The sequence below is a fragment of the Nitrosospira sp. Nsp14 genome (assembly GCF_900113575.1).
Classification (GTDB): Bacteria; Pseudomonadota; Gammaproteobacteria; order Burkholderiales; family Nitrosomonadaceae; genus Nitrosospira.
In genome coordinates this window covers 74560-97410 of the sequence record NZ_FOPV01000014.1, presented here as the reverse complement: position 1 = coordinate 97410, position 22851 = coordinate 74560, and the positions used below count along the sequence as shown (strand labels likewise).

Annotated in this window: 24 protein-coding genes; all 24 read right to left on the bottom strand. The window is 53.7% G+C overall.

The genetic code is table 11. The features are described from left to right. Positions 1-6: 6 nt before the first annotated feature. Entirely contained in the window at positions 7-540 is a 534-nt protein-coding gene (gene rplF / locus BM022_RS10460; protein WP_091139108.1) for a 50S ribosomal protein L6, read from the bottom strand. 9 nt (positions 541-549) lie between these two features. Next, positions 550-945 carry a 30S ribosomal protein S8 gene (gene rpsH / locus BM022_RS10455; RefSeq protein WP_091139107.1) on the bottom strand — a complete coding sequence of 132 codons (396 nt, stop codon included), beginning with the start codon at positions 943-945 and terminating at the stop codon, positions 550-552. Between the two features lie 155 nt (positions 946-1100). Further along, the gene (gene rpsN, locus BM022_RS10450) at positions 1101-1406 is read right to left on the bottom strand and encodes a 30S ribosomal protein S14 (RefSeq protein WP_091139105.1); all 306 of its coding nucleotides are present in this window, start codon (positions 1404-1406) and stop codon (positions 1101-1103) included. A 7-nt stretch (positions 1407-1413) separates the two neighbouring features. Then, positions 1414-1953 carry a 50S ribosomal protein L5 gene (gene rplE, locus BM022_RS10445; RefSeq protein ID WP_091139104.1) on the bottom strand — a complete coding sequence of 180 codons (540 nt, stop codon included), beginning with the start codon at positions 1951-1953 and terminating at the stop codon, positions 1414-1416. Between the two features lie 13 nt (positions 1954-1966). Next, complete coding sequence (gene rplX, locus BM022_RS10440; protein WP_091139102.1) at positions 1967-2284, bottom strand: 50S ribosomal protein L24; 318 nt, start codon at positions 2282-2284, stop codon at positions 1967-1969. 23 nt (positions 2285-2307) lie between these two features. Then, complete coding sequence (rplN, locus tag BM022_RS10435; RefSeq protein ID WP_091139101.1) at positions 2308-2676, bottom strand: 50S ribosomal protein L14; 369 nt, start codon at positions 2674-2676, stop codon at positions 2308-2310. 192 nt (positions 2677-2868) lie between these two features. Continuing rightward, positions 2869-3135 (bottom strand): 30S ribosomal protein S17, encoded by a 267-nt coding sequence (gene rpsQ, locus BM022_RS10430; protein ID WP_091139099.1) that lies wholly within the window; start codon positions 3133-3135, stop codon positions 2869-2871. After that, entirely contained in the window at positions 3132-3332 is a 201-nt protein-coding gene (rpmC, locus tag BM022_RS10425) for a 50S ribosomal protein L29 (RefSeq protein WP_091139097.1), read from the bottom strand. Before rpmC ends, rpsQ begins: the two co-directional genes overlap by 4 nt. Before the next feature lie 2 nt (positions 3333-3334). After that, on the bottom strand, positions 3335-3751 hold the full coding sequence (gene rplP, locus BM022_RS10420) for a 50S ribosomal protein L16 (protein ID WP_091139095.1): 417 nt from the start codon (positions 3749-3751) through the stop codon (positions 3335-3337). After that, the gene (gene rpsC / locus BM022_RS10415) at positions 3735-4589 is read right to left on the bottom strand and encodes a 30S ribosomal protein S3 (RefSeq protein ID WP_091139093.1); all 855 of its coding nucleotides are present in this window, start codon (positions 4587-4589) and stop codon (positions 3735-3737) included. The genes rplP and rpsC overlap by 17 nt, the downstream gene beginning before the upstream one ends. 15 nt (positions 4590-4604) lie before the next feature. Then, positions 4605-4952 carry a 50S ribosomal protein L22 gene (gene rplV / locus BM022_RS10410; RefSeq protein ID WP_091139092.1) on the bottom strand — a complete coding sequence of 116 codons (348 nt, stop codon included), beginning with the start codon at positions 4950-4952 and terminating at the stop codon, positions 4605-4607. Between the two features lie 11 nt (positions 4953-4963). Beyond that, positions 4964-5251: a 30S ribosomal protein S19 gene (gene rpsS / locus BM022_RS10405; RefSeq protein ID WP_091139090.1), complete on the bottom strand. Its 288-nt coding sequence runs from the start codon at positions 5249-5251 to the stop codon at positions 4964-4966. Positions 5252-5257: 6 nt separating this feature from the next. Then, positions 5258-6091, bottom strand: a complete 834-nt coding sequence (gene rplB, locus BM022_RS10400) for a 50S ribosomal protein L2 (protein WP_091139088.1) — start codon at positions 6089-6091, stop codon at positions 5258-5260. Further along, the gene (gene rplW, locus BM022_RS10395; RefSeq protein WP_091139087.1) at positions 6091-6426 is read right to left on the bottom strand and encodes a 50S ribosomal protein L23; all 336 of its coding nucleotides are present in this window, start codon (positions 6424-6426) and stop codon (positions 6091-6093) included. The genes rplB and rplW overlap by 1 nt, the downstream gene beginning before the upstream one ends. Continuing rightward, positions 6423-7043 (bottom strand): 50S ribosomal protein L4, encoded by a 621-nt coding sequence (gene rplD / locus BM022_RS10390; RefSeq protein WP_091139085.1) that lies wholly within the window; start codon positions 7041-7043, stop codon positions 6423-6425. The genes rplW and rplD overlap by 4 nt, the downstream gene beginning before the upstream one ends. After that, complete coding sequence (gene rplC / locus BM022_RS10385) at positions 7043-7753, bottom strand: 50S ribosomal protein L3 (protein ID WP_091139083.1); 711 nt, start codon at positions 7751-7753, stop codon at positions 7043-7045. The genes rplD and rplC overlap by 1 nt, the downstream gene beginning before the upstream one ends. 119 nt (positions 7754-7872) lie before the next feature. Then, positions 7873-8181, bottom strand: coding sequence for a 30S ribosomal protein S10 (gene rpsJ, locus BM022_RS10380; protein ID WP_004180980.1), 309 nt, complete (start codon positions 8179-8181; stop codon positions 7873-7875). An 89-nt stretch (positions 8182-8270) separates the two neighbouring features. Next, entirely contained in the window at positions 8271-9461 is a 1191-nt protein-coding gene (tuf, locus tag BM022_RS10375; RefSeq protein WP_091139063.1) for an elongation factor Tu, read from the bottom strand. A 23-nt stretch (positions 9462-9484) separates the two neighbouring features. After that, positions 9485-11575 carry an elongation factor G gene (gene fusA, locus BM022_RS10370; protein ID WP_091139082.1) on the bottom strand — a complete coding sequence of 697 codons (2091 nt, stop codon included), beginning with the start codon at positions 11573-11575 and terminating at the stop codon, positions 9485-9487. A 120-nt stretch (positions 11576-11695) separates the two neighbouring features. Next, positions 11696-12166, bottom strand: coding sequence for a 30S ribosomal protein S7 (gene rpsG, locus BM022_RS10365; protein ID WP_091139080.1), 471 nt, complete (start codon positions 12164-12166; stop codon positions 11696-11698). An 88-nt stretch (positions 12167-12254) separates the two neighbouring features. Next, complete coding sequence (gene rpsL, locus BM022_RS10360; protein WP_091139078.1) at positions 12255-12626, bottom strand: 30S ribosomal protein S12; 372 nt, start codon at positions 12624-12626, stop codon at positions 12255-12257. Between the two features lie 265 nt (positions 12627-12891). Beyond that, the gene (locus BM022_RS10355) at positions 12892-14307 is read right to left on the bottom strand and encodes an aspartate aminotransferase family protein (RefSeq protein ID WP_091139077.1); all 1416 of its coding nucleotides are present in this window, start codon (positions 14305-14307) and stop codon (positions 12892-12894) included. 25 nt (positions 14308-14332) lie between these two features. Further along, positions 14333-18562: a DNA-directed RNA polymerase subunit beta' gene (gene rpoC / locus BM022_RS10350; RefSeq protein WP_091139075.1), complete on the bottom strand. Its 4230-nt coding sequence runs from the start codon at positions 18560-18562 to the stop codon at positions 14333-14335. A 103-nt stretch (positions 18563-18665) separates the two neighbouring features. After that, positions 18666-22739, bottom strand: coding sequence for a DNA-directed RNA polymerase subunit beta (gene rpoB / locus BM022_RS10345; protein WP_091139074.1), 4074 nt, complete (start codon positions 22737-22739; stop codon positions 18666-18668). Between the last annotated feature and the right edge of the window lie 112 nt (positions 22740-22851).

Genomic DNA, 22851 nt, shown 5'->3' with positions numbered 1-22851 from the left:
CCCCGATTATTTCTTCTTGGTTTCCTTCAACACAATCTTCTCGTCTGCATAACGCACGCCTTTACCCTTATAAGGCTCAGGTTTGCGATAAGCGCGTACGTCTGCAGCGACCTGCCCCACCTGTTGCTTGTCTATCCCCTTGATGATGATCTCGGTTTGAGTCGGCGTTTCAACTTTTACGCCTTCCGGCATCTTGTGAGCAACAGGATGAGAGAATCCTAACGTCAGGTTAAGAATATCGCCCGCTGCCTGCGCGCGATAACCGACTCCTACCAGAGTCAATTTTTTTTCGAAACCGCTGGTGACACCTTTAACCATATTTGCCAGCAGGGCGCGCATCGTACCAGACATCGCATTTGCCTGCTTTGAACCGTTCGACGGGTTTATCAATAAACTATCACCCTCCCGTTCGACACGAATGTCCGAAACAAGAGTGCGGTGCAAGGTGCCCAGCGGACCTTTGACTGATACCTCGTTCATTGACAGCGCTACTTCGACATTCGCCGGCACCGCCACGGGATTTTTACCTACTCGAGACATTTTTTTTCCTTAGGCCACTATACATAACACTTCACCGCCCACCCCACTGGCGCGTGCCTTACGTTCAGTCATTACCCCTTTGGAGGTTGAAACTATCGCCACACCTAGACCGTTCATAACGTTCGGAAGCTTGTCGCTGGCTTTGTAAATTCTCAAACCCGGGCGGCTTACACGCTCGATTTTCTCGATTACCGGACGTCCCGCGTAATATTTAAGACTGATGTCCAGTACCGGCTTTCCGTTCGATTGGTGAACAACAAAATCTTCAACATAACCTTCATCCTTCAATACTTGAGCGATAGCTGCTTTAAGCTTCGAAGCAGGCATCGCAACGGATGTTTTTTCTGAAAGCTGCGCATTACGAATACGCGTCAACATATCCGCGATAGGGTCACTCATACTCATCTAAGGGTACCTCTGGAAATCCAAATTCCGGAACAGGTCAACAAGCCATTTCCGAGAACACTTACGTTAACCATACTGGACCTGCTCTCTCAAGTAACATTGAGCATCGTTTGTCCGCGCCAATTCAAACGCCCGATGAAAACATGAGGTGGCGTTCACCAGCTCGCCTTGATCATGCCCGGAATTTCACCGCTCATGGCGATGTCGCGCAGCTTGCCACGGCCGAGCCCAAATTTGCTGTAGACACCGCGGGGTCTGCCCGTCAATGCACAGCGGTTACGGAGCCGGACCGGACTTGAATTCCTCGGCAGCATCTGCAACTTGATCCTGGCCGACTGCCTATCTTCATCGCCTAGATTGGCGTCATTGATGATTGCCATCAATTCAGCACGCCGCGCCGCATATTTCTTGACCGTTTCGCGGCGCTTAAGATCGCGGTTGATTACAGCTACTTTCGCCATACTATTCTCAATTTTTAAATGGAAATTTAAATGCTGCGAGCAATGCCTTAGCCTCCGCATCCGTTTTGGCCGTGGTCGTAATCGTAATATTCATTCCGCGCAGCGCATCGATCTTGTCATACTCTATTTCCGGGAAAATAATCTGCTCCTTTATACCCATATTATAATTTCCCCGTCCGTCGAAAGCCTTGCCGGAAATACCGCGAAAATCCCGAATACGCGGGATCGCCACGTTAACCAACCTATCCAGGAACTCGTACATGCGTATGCTGCGCAACGTCACCATGCAGCCTACGGGATAACCGTCCCGTACCTTGAATGTGGCAATCGATTTTTTTGCCTTGGTTACGACTGGCTTTTGTCCTGCTATCTTCTGCATGTCGCCGACAGCATGGTCCATGATCTTTTTATCCGCCACCGCTTCGCCTACACCCATATTCAGGGTGATTTTGCTGATACGAGGCACTTCCATAACAGACTTGTAGCCGAATTGCTCGACCAACTGAGTCACAACGGTATTGCGATAGTACTCTTGTAAACGAGCCATATGTCTTCCCTTCTCAGGCGTCGAGCAGCTCGCCGTTCGATTTGAAATAACGGACTTTGCCCTTGCCTTCCACAATTTTGAATCCTACCCGGTCGGCTTTCTGCGTGGCCGGATTGTAGATTGCTATATTTGAAACTTGCAAGGGCATCTCCATCTCGACGATTCCACCGGTTGTACCTTTATTCGGATTGGGCCGCTGATGCTTCTTGACCTTATTAGCGCCCTCGACGACCACCAAGGCGTCATCGACCATGCGCAACACGGTTCCCCGTTTACCTTTATCCTTGCCGGTGATGACAATCACATCATCGCCCTTCTTTATTTTTCGCATACTGACTCTCCTGGCGCGCGCGCTTACAAAACCTCTGGCGCAAGCGAAACAATTTTCATGAAGCGTGCATTGCGTAATTCACGTGTTACCGGTCCGAAAATACGCGTACCAATGGGCTCCAGCTTCGCATTCAGCAGTACTGCGGCATTGTTATCAAACCTGATCATGGAGCCATCGGCACGGCGAACCCCTTTCGCGGTGCGAACCACCACCGCGTTATAAACCTCGCCTTTTTTCACACGTCCCCGTGGGGCCACATCCTTTACGCTGACCTTGATAACATCGCCAATGCCGGCATAACGCCGCTTCGAGCCACCCAATACCTTTATGCACATGATTGAACGTGCGCCCGTGTTGTCGGCTACTTGGAGGATAGATTGCATTTGAATCATTATTTACTCACTCTCTCCAACTTTTCCAGCCCGGACCGCGACATGGATAGTATTGGAACCCGTTTGGGTTGTGGTGCAGCAGGAACTAACCGGCTGCAGGAAAATTAAAGGCTGAAAACAAAAAGGCGAAATTATAGAGCAATTCGACCATAAAAACAAGGCAGAGAATTTTTTGCCTGTTTTTCCCGCTGATCAGCCTAGCTGCTCAGCTTTCTCCAGAGCCTGGACCACTCGCCAAGCCTTCGTTTTCGAATAAGGCCGGCACTCCTCGATCGTTACGGTATCGCCTGTATGGAACTCATTATTTTCGTCATGGACGTGATACTTTTTAGAGCGAACGACAATTTTTCCATAGAGCGGATGTTTCACCTTGCGTTCGATCAGAACGGTGATCGTCTTGTCCATTTTATCGCTTACCACTTTGCCGCTTAGGATACGGTTTAGACTGGATTCGCTCATGACTGTTTCACCTTCTCGCCGAGAATAGTTTTGGCGCGCGCAATATCGCGGCGGATGTTCCGTAATTGAGCTGTGTTACCTAGCTGCTGGGTCGCATGCTGCATGCGCAGACCAAATTTTGCCTTCACGAGCTCCAATACCTCGGATTGCAGTTCCGCGATATTCTTAGTCCTTAATTCCTTCGCCTTCGATTTCATAATTACGCGCCTACTTGTCGGATAACAAACGTAGTCTGGATCGGCAGTTTGGCGGCGGCGAGCCGAAACGCCTGTCTCGCCAGCACCTCATCAACACCGTCCATTTCGTACAACATCTTTCCTGGCTGGATTTCAGCCACAAAGTATTCCGGGTTACCCTTTCCGTTACCCATCCGCACCTCAGCCGGCTTATGGGAAATCGGCTTATCGGGGAATATACGAATCCAGATACGTCCTCCGCGTTTTATATGCCGCGTCATGGCGCGCCTGGCAGCCTCAATCTGTCTCGCTGTCAAGCGACCGCGACCCACCGCCTTAAGCCCGTATTCACCAAAACTGACCTTGGCCCCGCGCGTCGCAACCCCCTTGTTGCGGCCTTTTTGTTGCTTACGGTATTTAGTTCTAGCTGGTTGCTGCATCGTTCGCTCCTGGCGTCACTATCTTTTTGACTGCTGGCTTGCCCGCGGCGTCTTCAACCCCGGCCTCGGTCTTGCGCGGCGCTTTTCTTTCGCCGGGTTTCACGTCGCCCCTGGAATCAGTCTTTATCGCGGGCTTGCGTGCCGGGCGTTTGGCTTCCGGTTCTCCCGCCGCGGGTTGCATCTGCGGAGATACACCCGGCTGGTCGCCTCGACCGATCACCTCGCCCTTGAAGACCCACACCTTAATACCGATTACCCCATAAGTCGTCTTCGCCTCGGAAACGCCGTAATCGAGGTCAGCACGCAACGTATGGAGTGGCACGCGGCCTTCCCGGTACCATTCGGTACGAGCAATTTCAATACCGTTCAACCGACCCGAGCTCATGATCTTGATCCCCTGAGCGCCCAGACGCATGGCGTTCTGCATCGCACGCTTCATCGCGCGACGGAACATGATGCGCTTCTCCAGCTGCTGCGCAATATTGTCGGCGATCAGTTGCGCATCAATTTCCGGTTTGCGGATTTCTTCAATATTTACATGTACCGGAACACCCATGAGTTTCTGCAACGCGCCACGCAGAACCTCAATATCTTCACCTTTTTTTCCTATTACCACCCCGGGCCGGGAACTATAAATCGTGATGCGCGCATTCTTGGATGGCCTTTCGATGATTACCCGGCCGACGGACGCATGCGCCAATTTCTTTTTCAGATATCCCCGAACCTTGATATCCTCGTTCAGCATTCCAGGAAAATTTTTGCTATTGGCATACCATTTCGATGACCAGTTTTTTAATACTGAAAGTCGAAAACCCGTCGGATTTATTTTTTGTCCCATATATTGCTACGCCCTTTACTTTTTCTTGCCGGCTTTGTCGCCAACGGTAAGATGAATGTGGCAGGTCGGCTTGACAATCCGATTACCCCGTCCCTTGGCCCGGGCACTGGTACGCATCATGGACGTTCCCCTGTCCACATATATCGTCGATACCTTCAATTCGTCTATGTCCGCCCCATCATTATGTTCTGCATTCGCAATGGCTGATTCAAGCAATTTGCGAATAATGACGGCTGCTTTCTTGGGACTGAATGCGAGCAGATTCAGCGCTCGATCGACAGGTAACCCGCGAATTTGATCGGCTACCAGGCGGCCTTTTTGCTCCGATAATCGGACTCCGCGCAATATAGCTGTTGTTTGCATATTCGATATTCCTATTTCCTCGACCCAGCCACAGCCTTCCTGTCGCCTGAGTGCCCCTTGAAAGTACGAGTGTGGGAAAATTCCCCAAGCTTGTGCCCTACCATGTTCTCGGTAACATAGACAGGAATATGCTGTTTCCCGTTATGAACGGCGATCGTCAGACCGATAAAATCCGGCAGCACCGTTGAGCGACGCGACCATGTCTTAATCGGGCGCTTGTCGTTTGTCGCCCGCGCGGCCTCCACCTTGGCAATAAGGTGCAAGTCAACAAATGGGCCTTTTTTAATAGAACGTGGCATGATTCATCATCCTTTATTTGAATAACGACGCCGCACGATCATCCCATCCGTACGTTTGTTGGCCCGGGTGCGGAAACCCTTGGCGGGCGTTCCCCATGGACTCACCGGATGACGTCCCGCTGCGGTTTTGCCTTCTCCTCCACCATGCGGATGATCTATTGGATTCATGACGACACCGCGAACGGTTGGCCTGATACCGCGCCAACGCTGTGCACCGGCTTTACCGATTGACCGCAAGTTATGCTCCTCGTTTCCGACCTCGCCTATCGTGGCTCGGCAGTTCACATGTACTTTCCGGATCTCGCCGGAACGCAGGCGCAACTGCGCGTAATCACCTTCCCTTGCAAGTAGCTGTACCGACGTGCCAGCAGAACGGGCAAGTTGCGCACCTTTCCCGGGCATCATTTCCACACAATGGATCGTGCTGCCTACAGGGATGTTGCGCAGGGGCAACGCATTTCCATTCTTGATCGGCGCATCCGCACCACTCATCAACTGGGCTCCGGTGCTCACGCCATTGGGGGCGATGATGTAGCGCCGCTCTCCATCGGCGTAGCAAAGCAGTGCCAGATGCGCGCTTCGATTCGGGTCGTATTCCAGTCGCTCGACCTTGGCAACGACACCATCTTTGTTCCGCCGGAAATCGACCATACGATAGTGCTGTTTATGACCGCCTCCCATGTGACGAGTCGTAATTATCCCTCTATTGTTGCGCCCGGCCGAGTGGTTCTGTTTTTCGATCAGCTTGGCGTACGGCGCGCCCTTGTGCAAATCGCGACTGACGACTTTGACAACCGCGCGACGACCGGGAGAAGTTGGTTTGACTTTAACCAGTGCCATTACTTGACTTCTCCTTGTGCGATATCAGAAAAATTGATTTCCTGACCAGACTGAATGCTGACATAAGCCTTCTTCCAATTACTGCGACGTCCGATGAAACGGCCAAAACGCTTTTTCTTTCCCTTGACGTTGGCAATCTGCACACTTTTTACTTCGATGTTTTGGGGTTTCCACATTAACTCGACAGCCGCTTTGATCTCGGACTTGGTTGCATCCTGAGCGACACGAAATATAACGTGATTATGTTTCTCCGCTATATAAGTGGCCTTTTCCGATACCTGCGGCGCCAGTATCACCTGCATCAGACGTTCTGCGTTGAAAGTTTGCGCACTCATACCAGCATCTCCTCCATTTTCGTCAACGCGCCCCGCGTGACCAGCACCTTCTCAAAGCGCATAAGACTAACCGGATCGGCATGACCCGCTTCTACTACCTTTACCAGCGGCAGATTACGCGATGACAGGTAGAGGTTCTCATCCACCTCATCGGTGATAATCATCACCTCAGCAAGTCCCATATCTTTCAGTTTCTGTGCCAGCACCTTGGTCTTCGGGCCATCCACGTTGAAATTTTCCACCACCGAGAGGCGGTCTTCGCGAACAAGCTGGGACAGGATAGCGCCGATACCGGCCCTGTACATCTTCCGATTGACCTTGTGACTGAAATTTTCTTCCGGGCTATTTGGAAAGGTTTTGCCACCCCCCCGCCACAATGGGCTGGATGCCATCCCCGCGCGCGCGCGGCCCGTGCCCTTTTGTCGCCAGGGTTTGTGAGTCGTTTTAGCGACATCCGAGCGCCCCTTCTGAGCGCGATTCGCACTGCGCGCATTGGCGAGGTACGCTGTTACCACCTGATGCACAAGCGCTTCGTTATATTCGCGTGCAAACAACGCATCCGCGGCGGGTATGCTTGCGGCTGACTGACCTTTGTCGTCGATTAGCTTAAGTTCCATTATGCCCCCGCCTTTTTACCGCCTTTTGCCGCTGTCTTGGCGTTGTTTCCGGCTGCAGAATTTGCACTCCTGCTGGTTTTGACGCTCGGCTGTACCACCACGTCACCACCTTTCGACCCCGGGATCGCACCTCTAATCAGTAACAGACCACGCTCCGTATCGATGCGTAGCACTTCCAAATTCTGCGTCGTACGCCGCACGTTCCCCAAATGCCCGGACATGCGCTTGCCGGGGAACACGCGACCCGGGTCCTGCGCCATACCGATGGAACCTGGTACATTATGCGATTTGGAATTACCGTGACTCGCCCGGTTGGAGGAAAATCCGTGGCGTTTTATGACTCCGGCGTAGCCTTTGCCGATCGAGGTGCCAGTCACGTCCACTTTCTGTCCGACCTGAAAAAGATCCAGGCCAACGACCACCCCCGGTTTGAGGCTGTCGAGCGCTTCCTCGGTTACGCGAAACTCTTTTAGTACATGACCGGCTTCTACCGCCGCCTTGGCGAAATGTCCGGCTGAGGGCTTGTTAACGCGAATGGCGCGACGCTTTCCAAACGTAACCTGTACGGCCGAATATCCGTCCTTGCCTGGCGTTTTGATTTGCGTGACACGATTGTTCGATACATCAAGCACCGTTACCGGTTGACTATCGCCGTCATCGGTAAAAATACGGGTCATGCCGACCTTTCGGCCGACGAGTCCTAAACTCATTTTAGTTACCCTTATGAAAAGGCGCCGATTACAATTGACCGGCAGTTCGCTCTGTTTTTTTGATCAGGAAAACCGGCGTCATCCGTCACAACACGCACAACGAGGCTTCGCTGCACGGCCTACAATTTTATTTCCACATCCACGCCAGCGGGGAGGTCGAGCTTCATCAGCGCGTCCACCGTCTTATCGGTGGGATCCATGATGTCCATCAGCCGCAAATGGGTCCGAATCTCGAATTGATCTCGTGAGGTTTTATTAACATGCGGCGAGCGCAGTACATCGAAACGCTCGATACGCGTCGGCAATGGTACGGGACCCTTCACAACAGCACCCGTACGTTTGGCGGTTTCAACGATTTCCATGGCCGATTTGTCTATCAACCTATAATCAAACGCCTTAAGGCGAATACGAATTTTCTGGCTTTGCATAATCAAACCTCAGGTTGAGGATTTGGATTTCGAATTGATGATCTGATGCCGTTGGCAAAAAACCCTAAATCCTATCCTGGATCCTGTTTTTATTCAATAACCTTTGCCACGACGCCGGCGCCGACTGTTCTTCCACCCTCGCGGATGGCAAAACGCAGCCCTTCTTCCATCGCAATCGGGGCAATCAGGTTCACCGTCACCGAAACATTGTCTCCCGGCATCACCATCTCAGTCCCTGCCGGCAGTTCAATCGCACCTGTCACGTCAGTGGTGCGAAAGTAGAATTGCGGCCGGTAACCCTGGAAAAACGGGGTGTGCCGCCCACCTTCTTCTTTGCTTAGAACGTAAATCTCCGCGCTGAACTTCGTGTGCGGGGTAATGCTCCCCGGCTTGGCCAGAACCTGTCCGCGCTCGACTTCCTCGCGCTTGGTGCCGCGCAGCAACACCCCAACGTTGTCGCCAGCCTGCCCCTGATCCAGCAGCTTCCGAAACATTTCAACCCCGGTGCACACGGTCTTGATCGTAGGCCTCAGTCCCACGATCTCGATTTCTTCCCCAACCTTGACTACACCCCGCTCAACCCGACCAGTCACGACCGTGCCACGCCCGGATATGGAAAATACGTCTTCCACCGGCATCAGGAAGGTACCATCCACCGCGCGTACCGGCTCCGGTATGTAACTGTCCAGCGCATCCGCCAGCTTGAATATGGACGGCTCGCCTATGTCGCTCTGGTCGCCTTCCAGCGCCTTCAGCGCAGAACCAATCACAATCGGAGTGTCATCCCCGGGAAAGTTGTATTTGGACAGCAGTTCGCGAACTTCCATCTCCACCAGCTCTAGCAGCTCGGCATCGTCAACCATGTCCGCTTTGTTCATGTACACCACGATGTAGGGAACCCCAACCTGGCGCGCAAGCAATATGTGCTCCCGGGTCTGCGGCATCGGCCCATCCGCAGCTGATACCACCAGAATCGCCCCGTCCATCTGCGCTGCACCAGTAATCATGTTCTTTACATAGTCGGCGTGCCCAGGACAGTCAACGTGCGCGTAATGCCGTGCAGTGGTCTCATACTCAACGTGCGCCGTGTTGATCGTGATCCCGCGCGCCTTCTCTTCCGGAGCCGAGTCAATCTGCGCGTAACTCTTCGCTTCGCCTCCAAATTTCTTCGCCAATACCATCGTGATCGCCGCCGTCAATGTGGTCTTGCCATGATCCACATGCCCAATCGTCCCAACGTTCACGTGCGGCTTCGTCCGCTCAAATTTACTCTTTGCCATGATGGTCCTTTACTTGATGACGATTACTTTTTGTTGATGATTGCTTCCGCTACGTTTTTTGGTGCTTCGGAATAATGCTTGAATTCCATGGTATATGTCGCACGCCCCTGGGTTGCGGAACGTAACGAGGTTGCATAACCAAACATTTCCGCCAGCGGAACTTCCGCCCGTATCACTTTGAGTCCCGGCAGGTCGTCCATGCCCTGGATCATGCCGCGACGTGAAGAGAGATCCCCTACGACATTGCCCATGAAGTCAGCCGGAGTTTCCACCTCCACCGCCATCATCGGCTCCAACAGAACCGGAGTGGCCTTGCGCATGCCGTCCTTGAATGCGATTGAGGCTGCCATCTTGAATGCGTTCTCGTTAGAGTCGACATCATGGTAAGAACCGTCGAACAGGGTCACCTTGACGTCAACCACGGGGAAGCCCGCCAGTACACCGTTAGGGAGGGTCTCGTTCAAACCCTTCTCCACGGCGGGGATATATTCGCGCGGGACAGTTCCGCCTTTAATCGCGTCCACAAACTGAAAACCCTTTCCGGCTTCGTTCGGCTCCATCTTGATCCAAACATGCCCATACTGTCCTCGACCGCCGGATTGCTTGATGAACTTGCCCTCAACCTCGACCGGCTTCTTGATTGCCTCGCGATAGGCCACCTGGGGAGCGCCGACATTGGCTTCCACGCCAAATTCCCGCTTCATCCGGTCAACGATAATTTCAAGATGAAGTTCGCCCATACCGGAAATAATGGTTTGTCCAGACTCCTCGTCTGTACGTACACGAAAGGAAGGATCCTCCTGGGCCAGGCGATTAAGCGCGATGCCCATTTTTTCCTGATCTGCCTTGGTCTTCGGCTCCACCGCGACGTGAATAACGGGCTCCGGGAAAATCATGCGTTCCAGGGTGATAACATCACTTGGATCACACAACGTGTCGCCCGTGACGGCCTCTTTCAGCCCGACCGCAGCGGCAATGTCACCCGCGCGGACTTCCTTGATTTCTTCACGTTGATTTGCGTGCATCTGCAGCAAGCGGCCAATCCGTTCTTTCCGCCCCTTGACAGGGTTGTAGACGGTGTCACCCGACGTCACGACTCCGGAGTAAACGCGGAAAAAGATCAGCTGGCCAACATAGGGATCCGTGGCAATCTTGAATGCCAACCCCGCGAAAGGCTCCTCGTCGTTCGCATGGCGCTCGTCAGGCTCACCGTTCTCCTTTTCGCCATTGATCGCCTTAATGTCCACAGGAGAGGGCAAATAATCGAGCACGCCATCCAGCATCGCCTGGACGCCTTTATTCTTGAATGCAGACCCGCAAAGCATGGGAACGATTTCGTTAGCAAGTGTACGGATGCGCAAACCCTTCTTGATATCGGCGACTGATAAATCACCTTCTTCAAGGTATTTGTCCATCAGCTCTTCGTTGGCCTCGGCCGCTGTCTCGACCATTTTCTCGCGCCAGGATTTTGCGCTGTCGGCCAAGTCCGCAGGTATGTCGCGCTCCTCGAATCTCATCCCCTGACTGGCATCATCCCAATAGATGGCCCTCATCTTGACCAGATCCACTACGCCCTCAAACTTGTCTTCCGCACCAATCGGTAATTGGATGGGCACTGGATGAGCTTTCAGGCGACTTTGAATCTGCTCGTAGACGCGCATGAAATTGGCGCCCGCCCGGTCCATCTTGTTGACAAAAGCAAGACGCGGAACTTTGTATTTGTTCGCCTGGCGCCATACGGTTTCGGTTTGAGGCTGCACCCCGCCAACCGCACAGAATACGGTACAAGCCCCGTCCAGAACCCGCAGTGAGCGCTCGACCTCGATGGTAAAGTCAACGTGGCCGGGGGTATCAATAATGTTGATGCGATGATCGGGATAGTTATTTTCCATCCCTTTCCAAAAACATGTCGTCGCAGCAGAAGTAATCGTAATACCGCGCTCCTGCTCTTGCTCCATCCAGTCCATGGTCGCCGCACCGTCATGGACTTCGCCAAGCTTATGCGAAACGCCGGTATAGAACAGGATGCGTTCGGTGGTCGTGGTTTTTCCGGCGTCTATATGCGCCATCACGCCGATATTCCGATAACGTTCGATAGGTGTTTTTCGTGCCACAGTCGTTAAACCTTAAAATTTGACCTGTCCGGCCCGGTAAGGGCGGGACGCGGATAGATACGACTCTTCAGTTCGGACGAATAGTCCCAAAGCCGTAATAGCGAACCCCCATGGTTGCTATCAGAACCGATAATGCGCGAACGCCTTATTGGCCTCCGCCATACGATGCACTTCCTCACGCTTCTTTACTGCGCCCCCGCGGCCTTCTGCCGCCTCCGCCAATTCGCCTGCCAGACGCGCACCCATCGATTTTTCAGATCTTTTGCGCGCCGCATCGCGGAGCCAGCGCATCGCCAGTGCATTCCGGCAAATCGACCGCACCTCCACCGGAACCTGGTAGTTGGCCCCGCCCACACGTCGGCTTTTTACTTCGACCATGGGACGCACGTTGGACAGCGCCTGCGTAAACACGTCTACCGGATCCTTACCCGTCTTCTTCTGAATCTGCGTCATGGCACCATAGATGATCCGTTCGGCTACTGACTTCTTGCCACGTGTCATCAGTACATTGACGAATTTCGCCACCTCGGTGTTATGGTATTTCGGGTCCGGCAATATTTCGCGTTTTGGGACTTCTCTCCGTCTTGGCATTCTCTGACCTTGGCGTAATTATTTAGCTTAAGTAACAAACATTTGGGTAGATCTTGGTCGGCATCGTGGCGCTTAACTGCGCTCAGCCCTATTTGGGCCTTTTTGCACCGTACTTGGAACGGGCCTGCTTGCGATCTTTTACCCCGGCGGTATCCAGACTACCGCGGACCGTATGATAGCGGACACCCGGCAGATCTTTTACCCGACCGCCGCGGATGAGCACTACGGAGTGCTCCTGGAGGTTATGACCTTCCCCGCCAATATAACTGGATACCTCAAAACCATTCGTCAGGCGCACGCGCGCGACTTTTCGCAAAGCTGAGTTCGGTTTCTTTGGCGTAGTGGTATAGACACGGGTGCAAACCCCCCGCTTCTGCGGACTGTTCCCCAGCGCCGGAACCTTGCTCTTTACTCGCTTTGCCGCGCGCGGCTTACGAACTAACTGACTGATTGTCGGCATCTTATTTCCTAAAAAACAGGGATGCGATAAAGCATCCCACTGGCAACGTGAATATCTGGATATTCGCTGCACCCTCCTTATATTATTTAAAGAGGGCGAGCTGAAAAACAGCGAATTTTAGGGGGTTCTATCGATTGTGTCAAGCCAAGTCGTGCCTTCAGGCAGCGCTACGATCTGATTCCGTTGAAGGAACAGCCTCGACGCGACCCAGCGCAACCCATCGCGGCTACCGCGCTCCGTCCTTGCCAGCGGGGACGAATAACGCTTATGTGACGGTGGAGACGCGCCCCTCGCGGCGCTTCGAGGTCAGGGCGTGGTTACCGAGCTTCTTCAACACCTCCCAAGCCGGGCCAGGAAACTTGTGGAGTTTTATCATCACATCCTCAAGCGCATCCAGGAACCAATCCACGTCGGATTCACTTATATTCAGGGGTGGAAGTATTTTCACGATTGGCATGGCGTGGCCCGCCACCTGCGTAAGGATATGGTGATCGTCAAGAAGCGGGAGAACAATTGCCTGCGCGAACAGATTTTCATCCATCTTGTTGACCATTGCCCAGGCTGCTCTCAGCGTCATCGACTCAGGCTGGCCAAATTCGATTGCAATCATCAGACCACGCTGGCGAACCCCCTTGAGGAATTCGAAGCGTGGCACCATCGCCTCGATACCCTTGCGGAAACGGGTGCCGAGTTCAATAGCGCGCTCAGGCAGTTTCTCGTCATCGAGCACGCTAAGGGACGCTAGTCCGGCAGCCATGGCCATGTTACCCATTCCAAAGGTTGAGGCATGAACGATCGCGCGGTGCATGCTATCGTAAACGCTGTCATAGACCGCGCGCCGCGTGATTGTCGCGCCAACAGGAATATAGCCACCCGAAAGTGCCTTCGACAGGCAAATAACATCAGGTCGAAAGCCTTCGATCCATTGGCTAGCCAGGAAACGCCCCGTGCGCCCCATTCCCGATTGAACCTCGTCGCAGACCATTAACGTGCCATACTTTCGGCACAATTCCTGCGCGCCTAGGAGATATTCTGCACTGGCGATATTTACGCCTTTACCCTGGATAGGCTCAAAAACAAAGGCGGCTACATCGCCCAGTTTCAGGCGCGCCTCCAGGCCATCCAGGTCGCCGAGCTTCACTTCTGAGCTGCCGGGGAGCATGGGCTCGAATCCCCGGCGAAAACTGGCTTCTCCATTCAGCGACAAAGAGCCCATGGTGAGGCCATGGAAGGCTTTGGCGAGATGTGCAGTGGAAGGTCGGCCGGTATACGCACGGGCAAACTTGATTGCAGCCTCGATAGCTTCGGTACCGGAATTACTGAAGTAAACAGTATCCAGGCCGGGCGTCATGCGCTTGACTAATTCACGAGCCAGCGCCGCCGCGAGGGGGGGTGCGTCGAAACCTACCCACCCAGGAAAATCGGAGTCCAGGACTTGCTGCAATGCCCCGCGAATAGCGGGATGACGGCGTCCGAAATTGAATACACCCCAGTTGGTAAGAAAATCCAGGTAACGGGTGCCAGTATCGTCCCAAAGATAGGGGCCTTCGCCTCGAACCCAGGTGCGATTGAAACCGAGCATCCGCAAAACCTTGACGAACACCGGATTGACGTGGTCCTCGTAGAGCTCGAAGTTCTTGCCACGAGTCTCGGCAATGATGGCGTTGATATCAATTGGCATAATTCAGATTTTCCCGATGGGTGCTTCAGACCGCATAGCCACTGTTGCGTGTTTCCCCCGCATCTTCCTCACCAACAACGGCCGTTTCGCCGGCGTTCAACAGCAACCTCTGTTTTTTCCGGGTAGTGTGGAAAGTCAGGCCGGTCCCCGCGGGGATAAGCCGTCCGACAATAACATTTTCTTTGAGTCCACGCAGATCATCCTTCTTGCCCATAATCGCTGCTTCGGTCAATACACGGGTGGTTTCCTGGAACGAAGCGGCGGAAATGAAGGAATCCGTCGACAGCGATGCTTTTGTAATACCCAACAACATGAACTCATAGGTCGCGGGGATTTTGTCCTCGGCCAGTACCAGTTCGTTTTCAGCCAGCAAGTCAGCGCGCTCCACCTGCTCACCCGGAATAAACCGCGTGTGGCCCGGGTCGACGATTTGGACACGGCGTAGCATCTGCCGCACGATTACCTCTATGTGCTTGTCATTGATCTTGACACCTTGGAGGCGGTACACATCCTGGACCTCGTCAGTTATGTAGCGTGCAAGCGCCTCCACTCCCAACAAACGTAGAATATCGTGTGGATCGGCCGGCCCATCGACGATGCTCTCACCCTTGTTGACGACTTGGCCGTCATGTGCCGTGACGTGCTTGTCCTTTGGAATAAGATATTCATGCGAAACGCCATCCAGATCGGTAATCACCAATCGTTGCTTACCTTTGGTATCCTTGCCGAACGACACGATACCGGTAACCTCGGCCAGCACACCCGCGTCCTTGGGAGAGCGGGCTTCAAACAATTCAGCAACACGAGGCAACCCACCGGTAATGTCACGTGTTTTCGAAGTCTCCTGAGGAATCCGCGCCAGTACTTCCCCAACGCTCACCTGCTGTCCATCCCTAACGGTAATAATGGAACCAACCTGGAAGGTGATATTGACGGGCAGATTGCTACCTGCGAGGCGCACTTCCTTACCCTCGTCATCCAGCAGTTTTACCAGAGGGCGCAAGCCCTTCGTTTGCGCCACGCCACGCCTTTTTGGATCGATTACGACCAGCGTGGACAAACCGGTTACCTCATCAATTTGCTTCGCTACCGTTACGCCTTCTTCCACGTTTTCGAAGCGTACCCTGCCGGCATATTCTGTGATGATGGGGCGAGTATGTGGATCCCAGGTGGCCAGGATCTGACCTGCCTTGACGACTTCACCATCACGTATCAGTAGCGTGGCTCCGTACGGCGCTTTATGACGTTCGCGCTCGCGGCCGTTATCGTCGTGTATCACGACTTCACCGCTGCGGGAGATGGCGACGAGTTCGCTTCGCGCATTGGTTACGTAGCGCATGGTCGCCGAATAATGCACGATACCATTGGACTTGCTTTCAACCTGGCTTGCCACCGCCGTTCTGGAGGCCGCGCCACCAATATGGAACGTGCGCATCGTTAGCTGTGTTCCTGGCTCACCAATGGACTGAGCGGCGATCACGCCCACGGCTTCGCCTACGTTTACCGGCGTACCGCGTCCCAGGTCACGCCCGTAGCACTTGGCGCACAGACCATAACGCGTTTCACAGGTGAGCGGCGTACGCACTTTTACTTCGTCTATTCCTAGCGCTTCAATGGAATCGACGGCGTATTCGTCAAGCAGAGCTCCAGCCTCATAGATAACCTCCTGATGCTCCGGATTAACGATATCACTCGCCACTACGCGTCCAAGTATGCGTTCGCGCAGCGCCTCAATCACCTCTCCGCCTTCAATCAGGGCCTTCATTAGCACGCCATTACTCGTACCGCAATCATCCTGGGTCACCACCAGATCCTGGGTCACATCGACCAAACGGCGCGTCAGATAGCCGGAATTGGCAGTTTTTAATGCTGTATCCGCCAGACCCTTCCGCGCTCCGTGGGTGGAGATAAAGTACTGCAGCACGTTCAACCCCTCGCGAAAATTTGCCGTGATAGGGGTTTCGATGATAGATCCATCCGGCTTTGCCATCAGGCCACGCATCCCGGCTAATTGACGAATCTGTGCGGCCGAGCCACGCGCCCCTGAGTCTGCCATCATGTAAATCGAGTTAAACGATTCCTGCGTCAACGCTTTGCCTTTCTTGTCCTTCGTAACTTCTCCGGTCACGGGGTCAAGTATCGGCTCGACGCCAAGTTGATCCATCATGGCCTTCGCTACCTGGTCGCCCGCACGGCCCCAAATATCCACAACCTTGTTGTAACGTTCACCTTGAGTAACCAGGCCGGAAGTGTATTGCATCTCGATTTCCTGCACCTCCTTCTCAGATGCTCCAATAATCTCGTCCTTCTGTACCGGCGTGAGCATATCGTCCAGGCAGATGGAAATCCCTGCACGAGTCGCATAGGTGAAGCCCGCGTACATCAGCTTGTCGGCAAAAATCACGGTCTCGCGTAATCCGCAACGGCGGAAACTGGCGTTTATGAGCCGAGAAATCTCCTTTTTCTTAAGCACCTTGTTGATTAGGGGAAACGGTAAGCCTGCGGGAAGAATCTCGGACAGCAGGGCGCGCCCTACCGTAGTTTCGTATCGCGTGATTTTTTCACGGCGTTCGCCATCGGCGTCTACGTCATATTCCTTGATCCTTACCGTAATTTTCGCGTTCAGCTCGATTATGCGGCTTTCATAAGCACGGGAAACCTCGCTAATGTTGGCGAACATCAACCCCTCGCCGCGAGCGTTGATTTTTTCACGAGTTGTGTAATAAAGCCCCAGAACGATGTCCTGCGAAGGAACGATAATCGGTTCTCCGTTCGCTGGCGACAAAACGTTATTCGTGGACATCATCAGCGTCCGGCACTCCATTTGCGCTTCGAGCGACAACGGCACATGCACCGCCATCTGGTCACCATCGAAGTCGGCGTTGAATGCCGCGCATACCAGCGGATGCTGCTGTATCGCTTTGCCTTCGATCAGCACCGGTTCAAAAGCCTGAATGCCAAGTCGGTGCAGCGTCGGAGCCCGGTTCAGCATTACCGGATGTTCGCGAATGACATCCTCAAGGATGTCCCAGACCACGGGGGTTTCATTTTCGACTTCGCGCTTGGCCGCCTTGATGGTGCTGGCGATGCCCATGATTTCGAGCTTGTTGAATATGAACGGCTTGAATAACTCCAGCGCCATTTTCTTTGGCAAGCCACACTGATGCAGCTTAAGCTGCGGGCCCACCACAATCACTGAGCGCCCGGAATAGTCGACCCGTTTCCCCAGCAGATTCTGGCGAAACCGTCCGCCCTTGCCTTTGATCATATCGGCAAGCGACTTCAGGGGCCGCTTGTTTGCGCCAGTCATGGCTTTTCCACGACGGCCATTGTCCAACAGCGAATCCACCGCTTCCTGCAGCATGCGCTTCTCGTTACGCACGATGATCTCGGGCGCTTTCAGCTCAAGCAGCCGCTTCAGCCGGTTGTTCCGGTTGATGACGCGGCGATACAAATCATTCAAATCGGAAGTTGCGAAGCGTCCGCCATCCAGCGGAACCAGGGGTCGCAACTCGGGTGGAAGTACCGGCAGCACCGCTAATACCATCCACTCAGGTTTGATCCCCGACTTATTAAACGCCTCCAGCACCTTCAGGCGCTTGGCGATTTTTTTCATCTTTGTTTCAGAACCCGTGGTACCCATCTCACGCCGTAGATTGTCGATTTCTACTCGGATGTTCAGGTTGCCCAACAAGTCGCGGATACCTTCGGCTCCCATACTGGCGCGGAAATCATCGCCGTATTCTTCGGTTTTAGCGCGATAGTCATCATCGGTCAGCAACTGGCATCTCTGGAGCGGCGTCATGCCGGGGTCCGTTACGACGTAAGCTTCAAAATAAAGGACACGCTCAATATCACGCAAGGTCATGTCCAGTACCATGCCCAGGCGTGACGGCAACGATTTCAAAAACCAGATGTGGGCAACCGGTGAGGCGAGCTCGATGTGCCCCATGCGCTCACGCCGAACCTTCGACAGTGTGACTTCAACGCCGCATTTTTCACAAATCACACCACGGTGCTTCAGGCGCTTATATTTTCCGCACAGGCATTCATAATCCTTGACCGGGCCGAAAATTTTTGCGCAGAACAAGCCGTCCCGTTCAGGTTTGAAGGTACGGTAATTGATCGTTTCCGGCTTCTTCACTTCGCCGTAGGACCAGGAACGTATTTTTTCAGGAGAGGCCAAACCGATCTTGATCGAGTCGAACTCTTCTTTCTGTGTAACCTGTTTGAATAAATCAAGCAGTGCTTTCATTTGTCACTCCTGTTGATCAGGGGTCGATACAAAAAGTTTTCCGGCAAAACCACGGAAACGAATAGATTCCCATCCTCCGCACGTCTACATAAAGTTGCCACGTTTAGTGCCGGTCCAGGTCAATATCCATCGCGAGTGAGCGGATTTCCTTCACCAGCACGTTGAATGATTCCGGCATCCCCGCATCGATCTTGTGATCACCCTTGACTATGCTTTCATACACTTTCGTGCGTCCGTTGACGTCATCAGACTTGACTGTCAACATCTCCTGCAGCGTGTATGCGGCGCCGTAGGCCTCCAATGCCCACACTTCCATTTCGCCGAAGCGCTGGCCGCCGAACTGGGCCTTGCCTCCGAGAGGCTGTTGAGTCACGAGGCTATAGGGACCGGTTGAACGCGCATGCATCTTGTCGTCCACCAGATGATGCAGCTTCAGCACATGCATATAACCGACTGTAACGGGACGATCGAACGCCTCGCCAGTTCGTCCGTCATAAAGCGTCACCTGGCCTGAACGAGGAAGACCGGCAAGCTCCAGCATATCCTTGATCTCGTGCTCCGTGGCTCCATCGAACACGGGCGTCGCGAAAGGCACGCCGTCCTTTAGATTTTCGGCCAGATCCAGAACTTCCTTATCGCTTAGCGAAACGATATCCTCATGTTTACCACTGGTGTTGTATATGTTTTCCAGCAACTGTCGAATTTCCGCTGACTGCTGGTGGGCACGAAGCAGTTCGCCAATCTTTTTTCCCAACCCCTTTGCAGCCCACCCGAGATGGGTTTCCAGAATCTGGCCCACGTTCATGCGCGAGGGTACGCCCAAGGGATTCAACACGACATCAACCGGCGTTCCATCCGCCATATACGGCATGTCTTCCACAGGCACAATCTTGGAGATCACCCCCTTATTGCCGTGACGCCCCGCCATTTTATCCCCGGGCTGCAAACGCCGTTTCACCGCAACATAAACCTTGACCATTTTCTGAACGCCCGGGGGTAGCTCATCGCCCTGGGTAAGTTTCTTTTTCTTTTCCTCAAAAGCGTCATCGAAGGCCTTACGCTTCTGCGACAAGCCTTCCTCGATTTGTTCGAGTTGCACGCTCGTTTCCTCATCGGAAAGCCGAATATCAAACCAATGGTGCGGGTCAATACTGTCCAGGTATTCCTTTGTGATTTCGGCGCCTTTGGCGAGCTTCTTGGGCCCACCGGTCGCCACTTTACCCTTGAGCAAGCGTTCGATACGCTCAAACGCATCGGACTCCACGATCCGCATTTGATCAGTCAGGTCTTTTTTGTAGCGCTTTAGCTCATCGTCAATGATCTGCTGGGCACGCTTGTCGCGCTCGATGCCTTCTCGCGTAAAGACCTGCACATCAATTACGGTTCCCGAAATACCGGACGGTACGCGTAGCGATGTATCCTTCACGTCCGAGGCTTTCTCGCCAAAAATGGCCCGCAAAAGCTTTTCTTCTGGCGTCAACTGAGTCTCCCCTTTCGGGGTAACTTTTCCGACCAGTACATCGCCCGCTTCCACCTCGGCGCCAATATGAACAATACCCGAGGCATCCAGCCGTCCCAGTTGCACTTCTGACAGGTTGGAGATATCGCCGGTTATCTCTTCCGTTCCCAGCTTGGTATCGCGACTGACTACCGATAGCTCTTCAATGTGGATAGAGGTGAAACGGTCATCAGCAACAATACGCTCGGAAATGAGAATTGAATCTTCGAAATTGAATCCGTTCCAGGGCATGAATGCTACAAGCATGTTTTGCCCCAGGGCCAGCTCGCCCTTGTCCGTGGAAGCTCCGTCCGCCACGACATCCCCGCGCGCGATGACGTCGCCCACTTCTAGCAGAGGACGCTGATTGATATTGGTGTTCTGGTTAGAACGCGTGTATTTGATCAGGTTGTAAATATCCACACCCACTTCGCCAGCGCGCGTTTCAGTATCGTGAACGCGGACAACGATACGGCTTGAATCCACGTAATCAACTATACCGCCTCGCACCGCCTGCACGGCCGTCCCCGAGTCGACGGCCACAACGCGTTCGATACCTGTGCCAACCAATGGCTTCTCGGCACGAAGACACGGCACCGCCTGACGTTGCATGTTAGAACCCATCAGTGCGCGATTGGCATCATCGTGCTCCAGGAAGGGAATCAGCGATGCCGCTACCGACACGATCTGTGCGGGGGCCACATCCATATACTCGATGCGATCAGGGGTCGCCAACGTAAATTCATTTTTATGCCGACACGACACGATCTCGTTAGTAAACTTGCCGCTGCGATCCAGCTCCGCATTTGCCTGGGCAATGACGTATTGCCCTTCCTCAATCGCCGACAGATAATCAATTTCATCGGTTACCTGGCCGTTTTTTACCTTACGGTATGGCGTTTCCATGAAACCGTATTCATTGGTACGGGCGTAGAGGGCCAACGAATTGATCAACCCGATATTGGGGCCTTCCGGCGTTTCAATTGGACAGACCCGACCATAGTGGGTCGGGTGCACGTCGCGCACTTCGAACCCTGCGCGTTCGCGCGTCAAGCCGCCGGGACCGAGCGCGGACACACGCCGCTTGTGAGTAATCTCGGACAGCGGATTGGTCTGATCCATGAACTGCGACAACTGGCTGGAACCGAAGAACTCCCGCACCGCGGCCGACACCGGTTTTGCATTGATCAAGTCATGCGGCATCAGATTCTCCGACTCCGCCTGGCTGAGCCGCTCCTTCACCGCTCTCTCAACCCGCACCAACCCGGAACGGAACTGATTCTCCGCCAGTTCTCCAACCGAGCGGACGCGGCGGTTGCCCAAATGATCGATATCATCGATTTCTCCGCGGCCGTTGCGCAGCTCGACGAGAATCCGGATCACCGCGATGATGTCGTCATTCGAAAGCGTGGTTTCGCCGCCCAATTCGGTTTTACCCACGCGGCGATTGAATTTCATTCGGCCCACGACCGAAAGGTCATAGCGTTCGGGCGCGTAGAACAACCCGTTGAACAAAGCTTTGACTGCCTCCTCGGTCGGCGGTTCACCCGGCCGCATCATGCGGTAGATGGCGATCTGCGCCGCCATCTGGTCGACTGTTTCGTCAATTCTCAGGGTTTGGGATATGTATGCGCCCTGATCAAGATCGTTGGTGTATATAGTCTGGATCTGTTCGATATTGGCTTCGCGCAGTTTGGCGAGCACCACCTCGGTAATCTCATCGTTCGCCAACGCCAGCACTTCCCCGGTTTCCTTGTCCACGACGTTGTGGGCCAACACCCGCCCCAACAGGAAGTCTTCCGGCACCTCGAGCTTATCTATCCCCGCCTGTTGCATTTCGCGAACATGCTTAACCGTTATCCGCTTATCTTTCTGGACAATAACCTTGCCGCTTTTATTTACGATATCAAAACGCGCCATGTCACCGCGCAAACGTTCCGGGATCAATTCAAACAGAATGCCGGTGTTTGACAGATGAAACGTATCGAATGAAAAAAACTGCTTCAGAATCTGTTCCGGCGTGTAACCGATTGCTTTCAGCAATACCGTAATGGGCATCTTCCGGCGGCGGTCAACGCGGAAATAGAGATAATCCTTGGGATCGAACTCGAAATCGAGCCAGGAACCACGATAAGGAATAATACGGGCGGAGAAAAGCAGCTTACCGGAAGAATGCGTTTTGCCGCGATCGTGCTCGAAAAATACCCCGGGCGAGCGATGCAACTGAGACACGATCACACGCTCGGTGCCGTTGATGACAAACGAGCCGGTGTTGGTCATCAGGGGAATCTCCCCCATGTACACTTCCTGTTCCTTCACTTCCCTAATCGTCGGCTTGGAAGCTTCCTTGTCCATGATCGTCAGCCGCACCTTTGCGCGCAACGGGGAGGCATAAGTCAACCCGCGCTGCTGGCATTCCTTGACATCGAAAGGAGGTAAACCCAGCACATAATTGACGAAGTCGAGGCGCGCATTCTTGGAATGGCTCTCGATTGGAAAAATCGACGTGAACGCTGCCTGCAAACCCTCGTTGGCACGGTGGTCGGGCTCGACCTGAGCTTGCAGGAAGGCGGCGTAAGATTCGATTTGGGTAGCGAGAAGAAATGGAATCGGCAGCACGCTGGCGCGCTTTGCAAAACTCTTACGAATACGTTTTTTCTCGGTAAACGAATAGCTCATGGAATCTCTCCGGAAGGTCAGAGGACAGAAGGACAGAAAATAGGAGCAGAGTACCTGATTTTAGCTACCGTGCTGAGTGTTCTGCCGCACATAAGGTGCGGGAATCCGACGT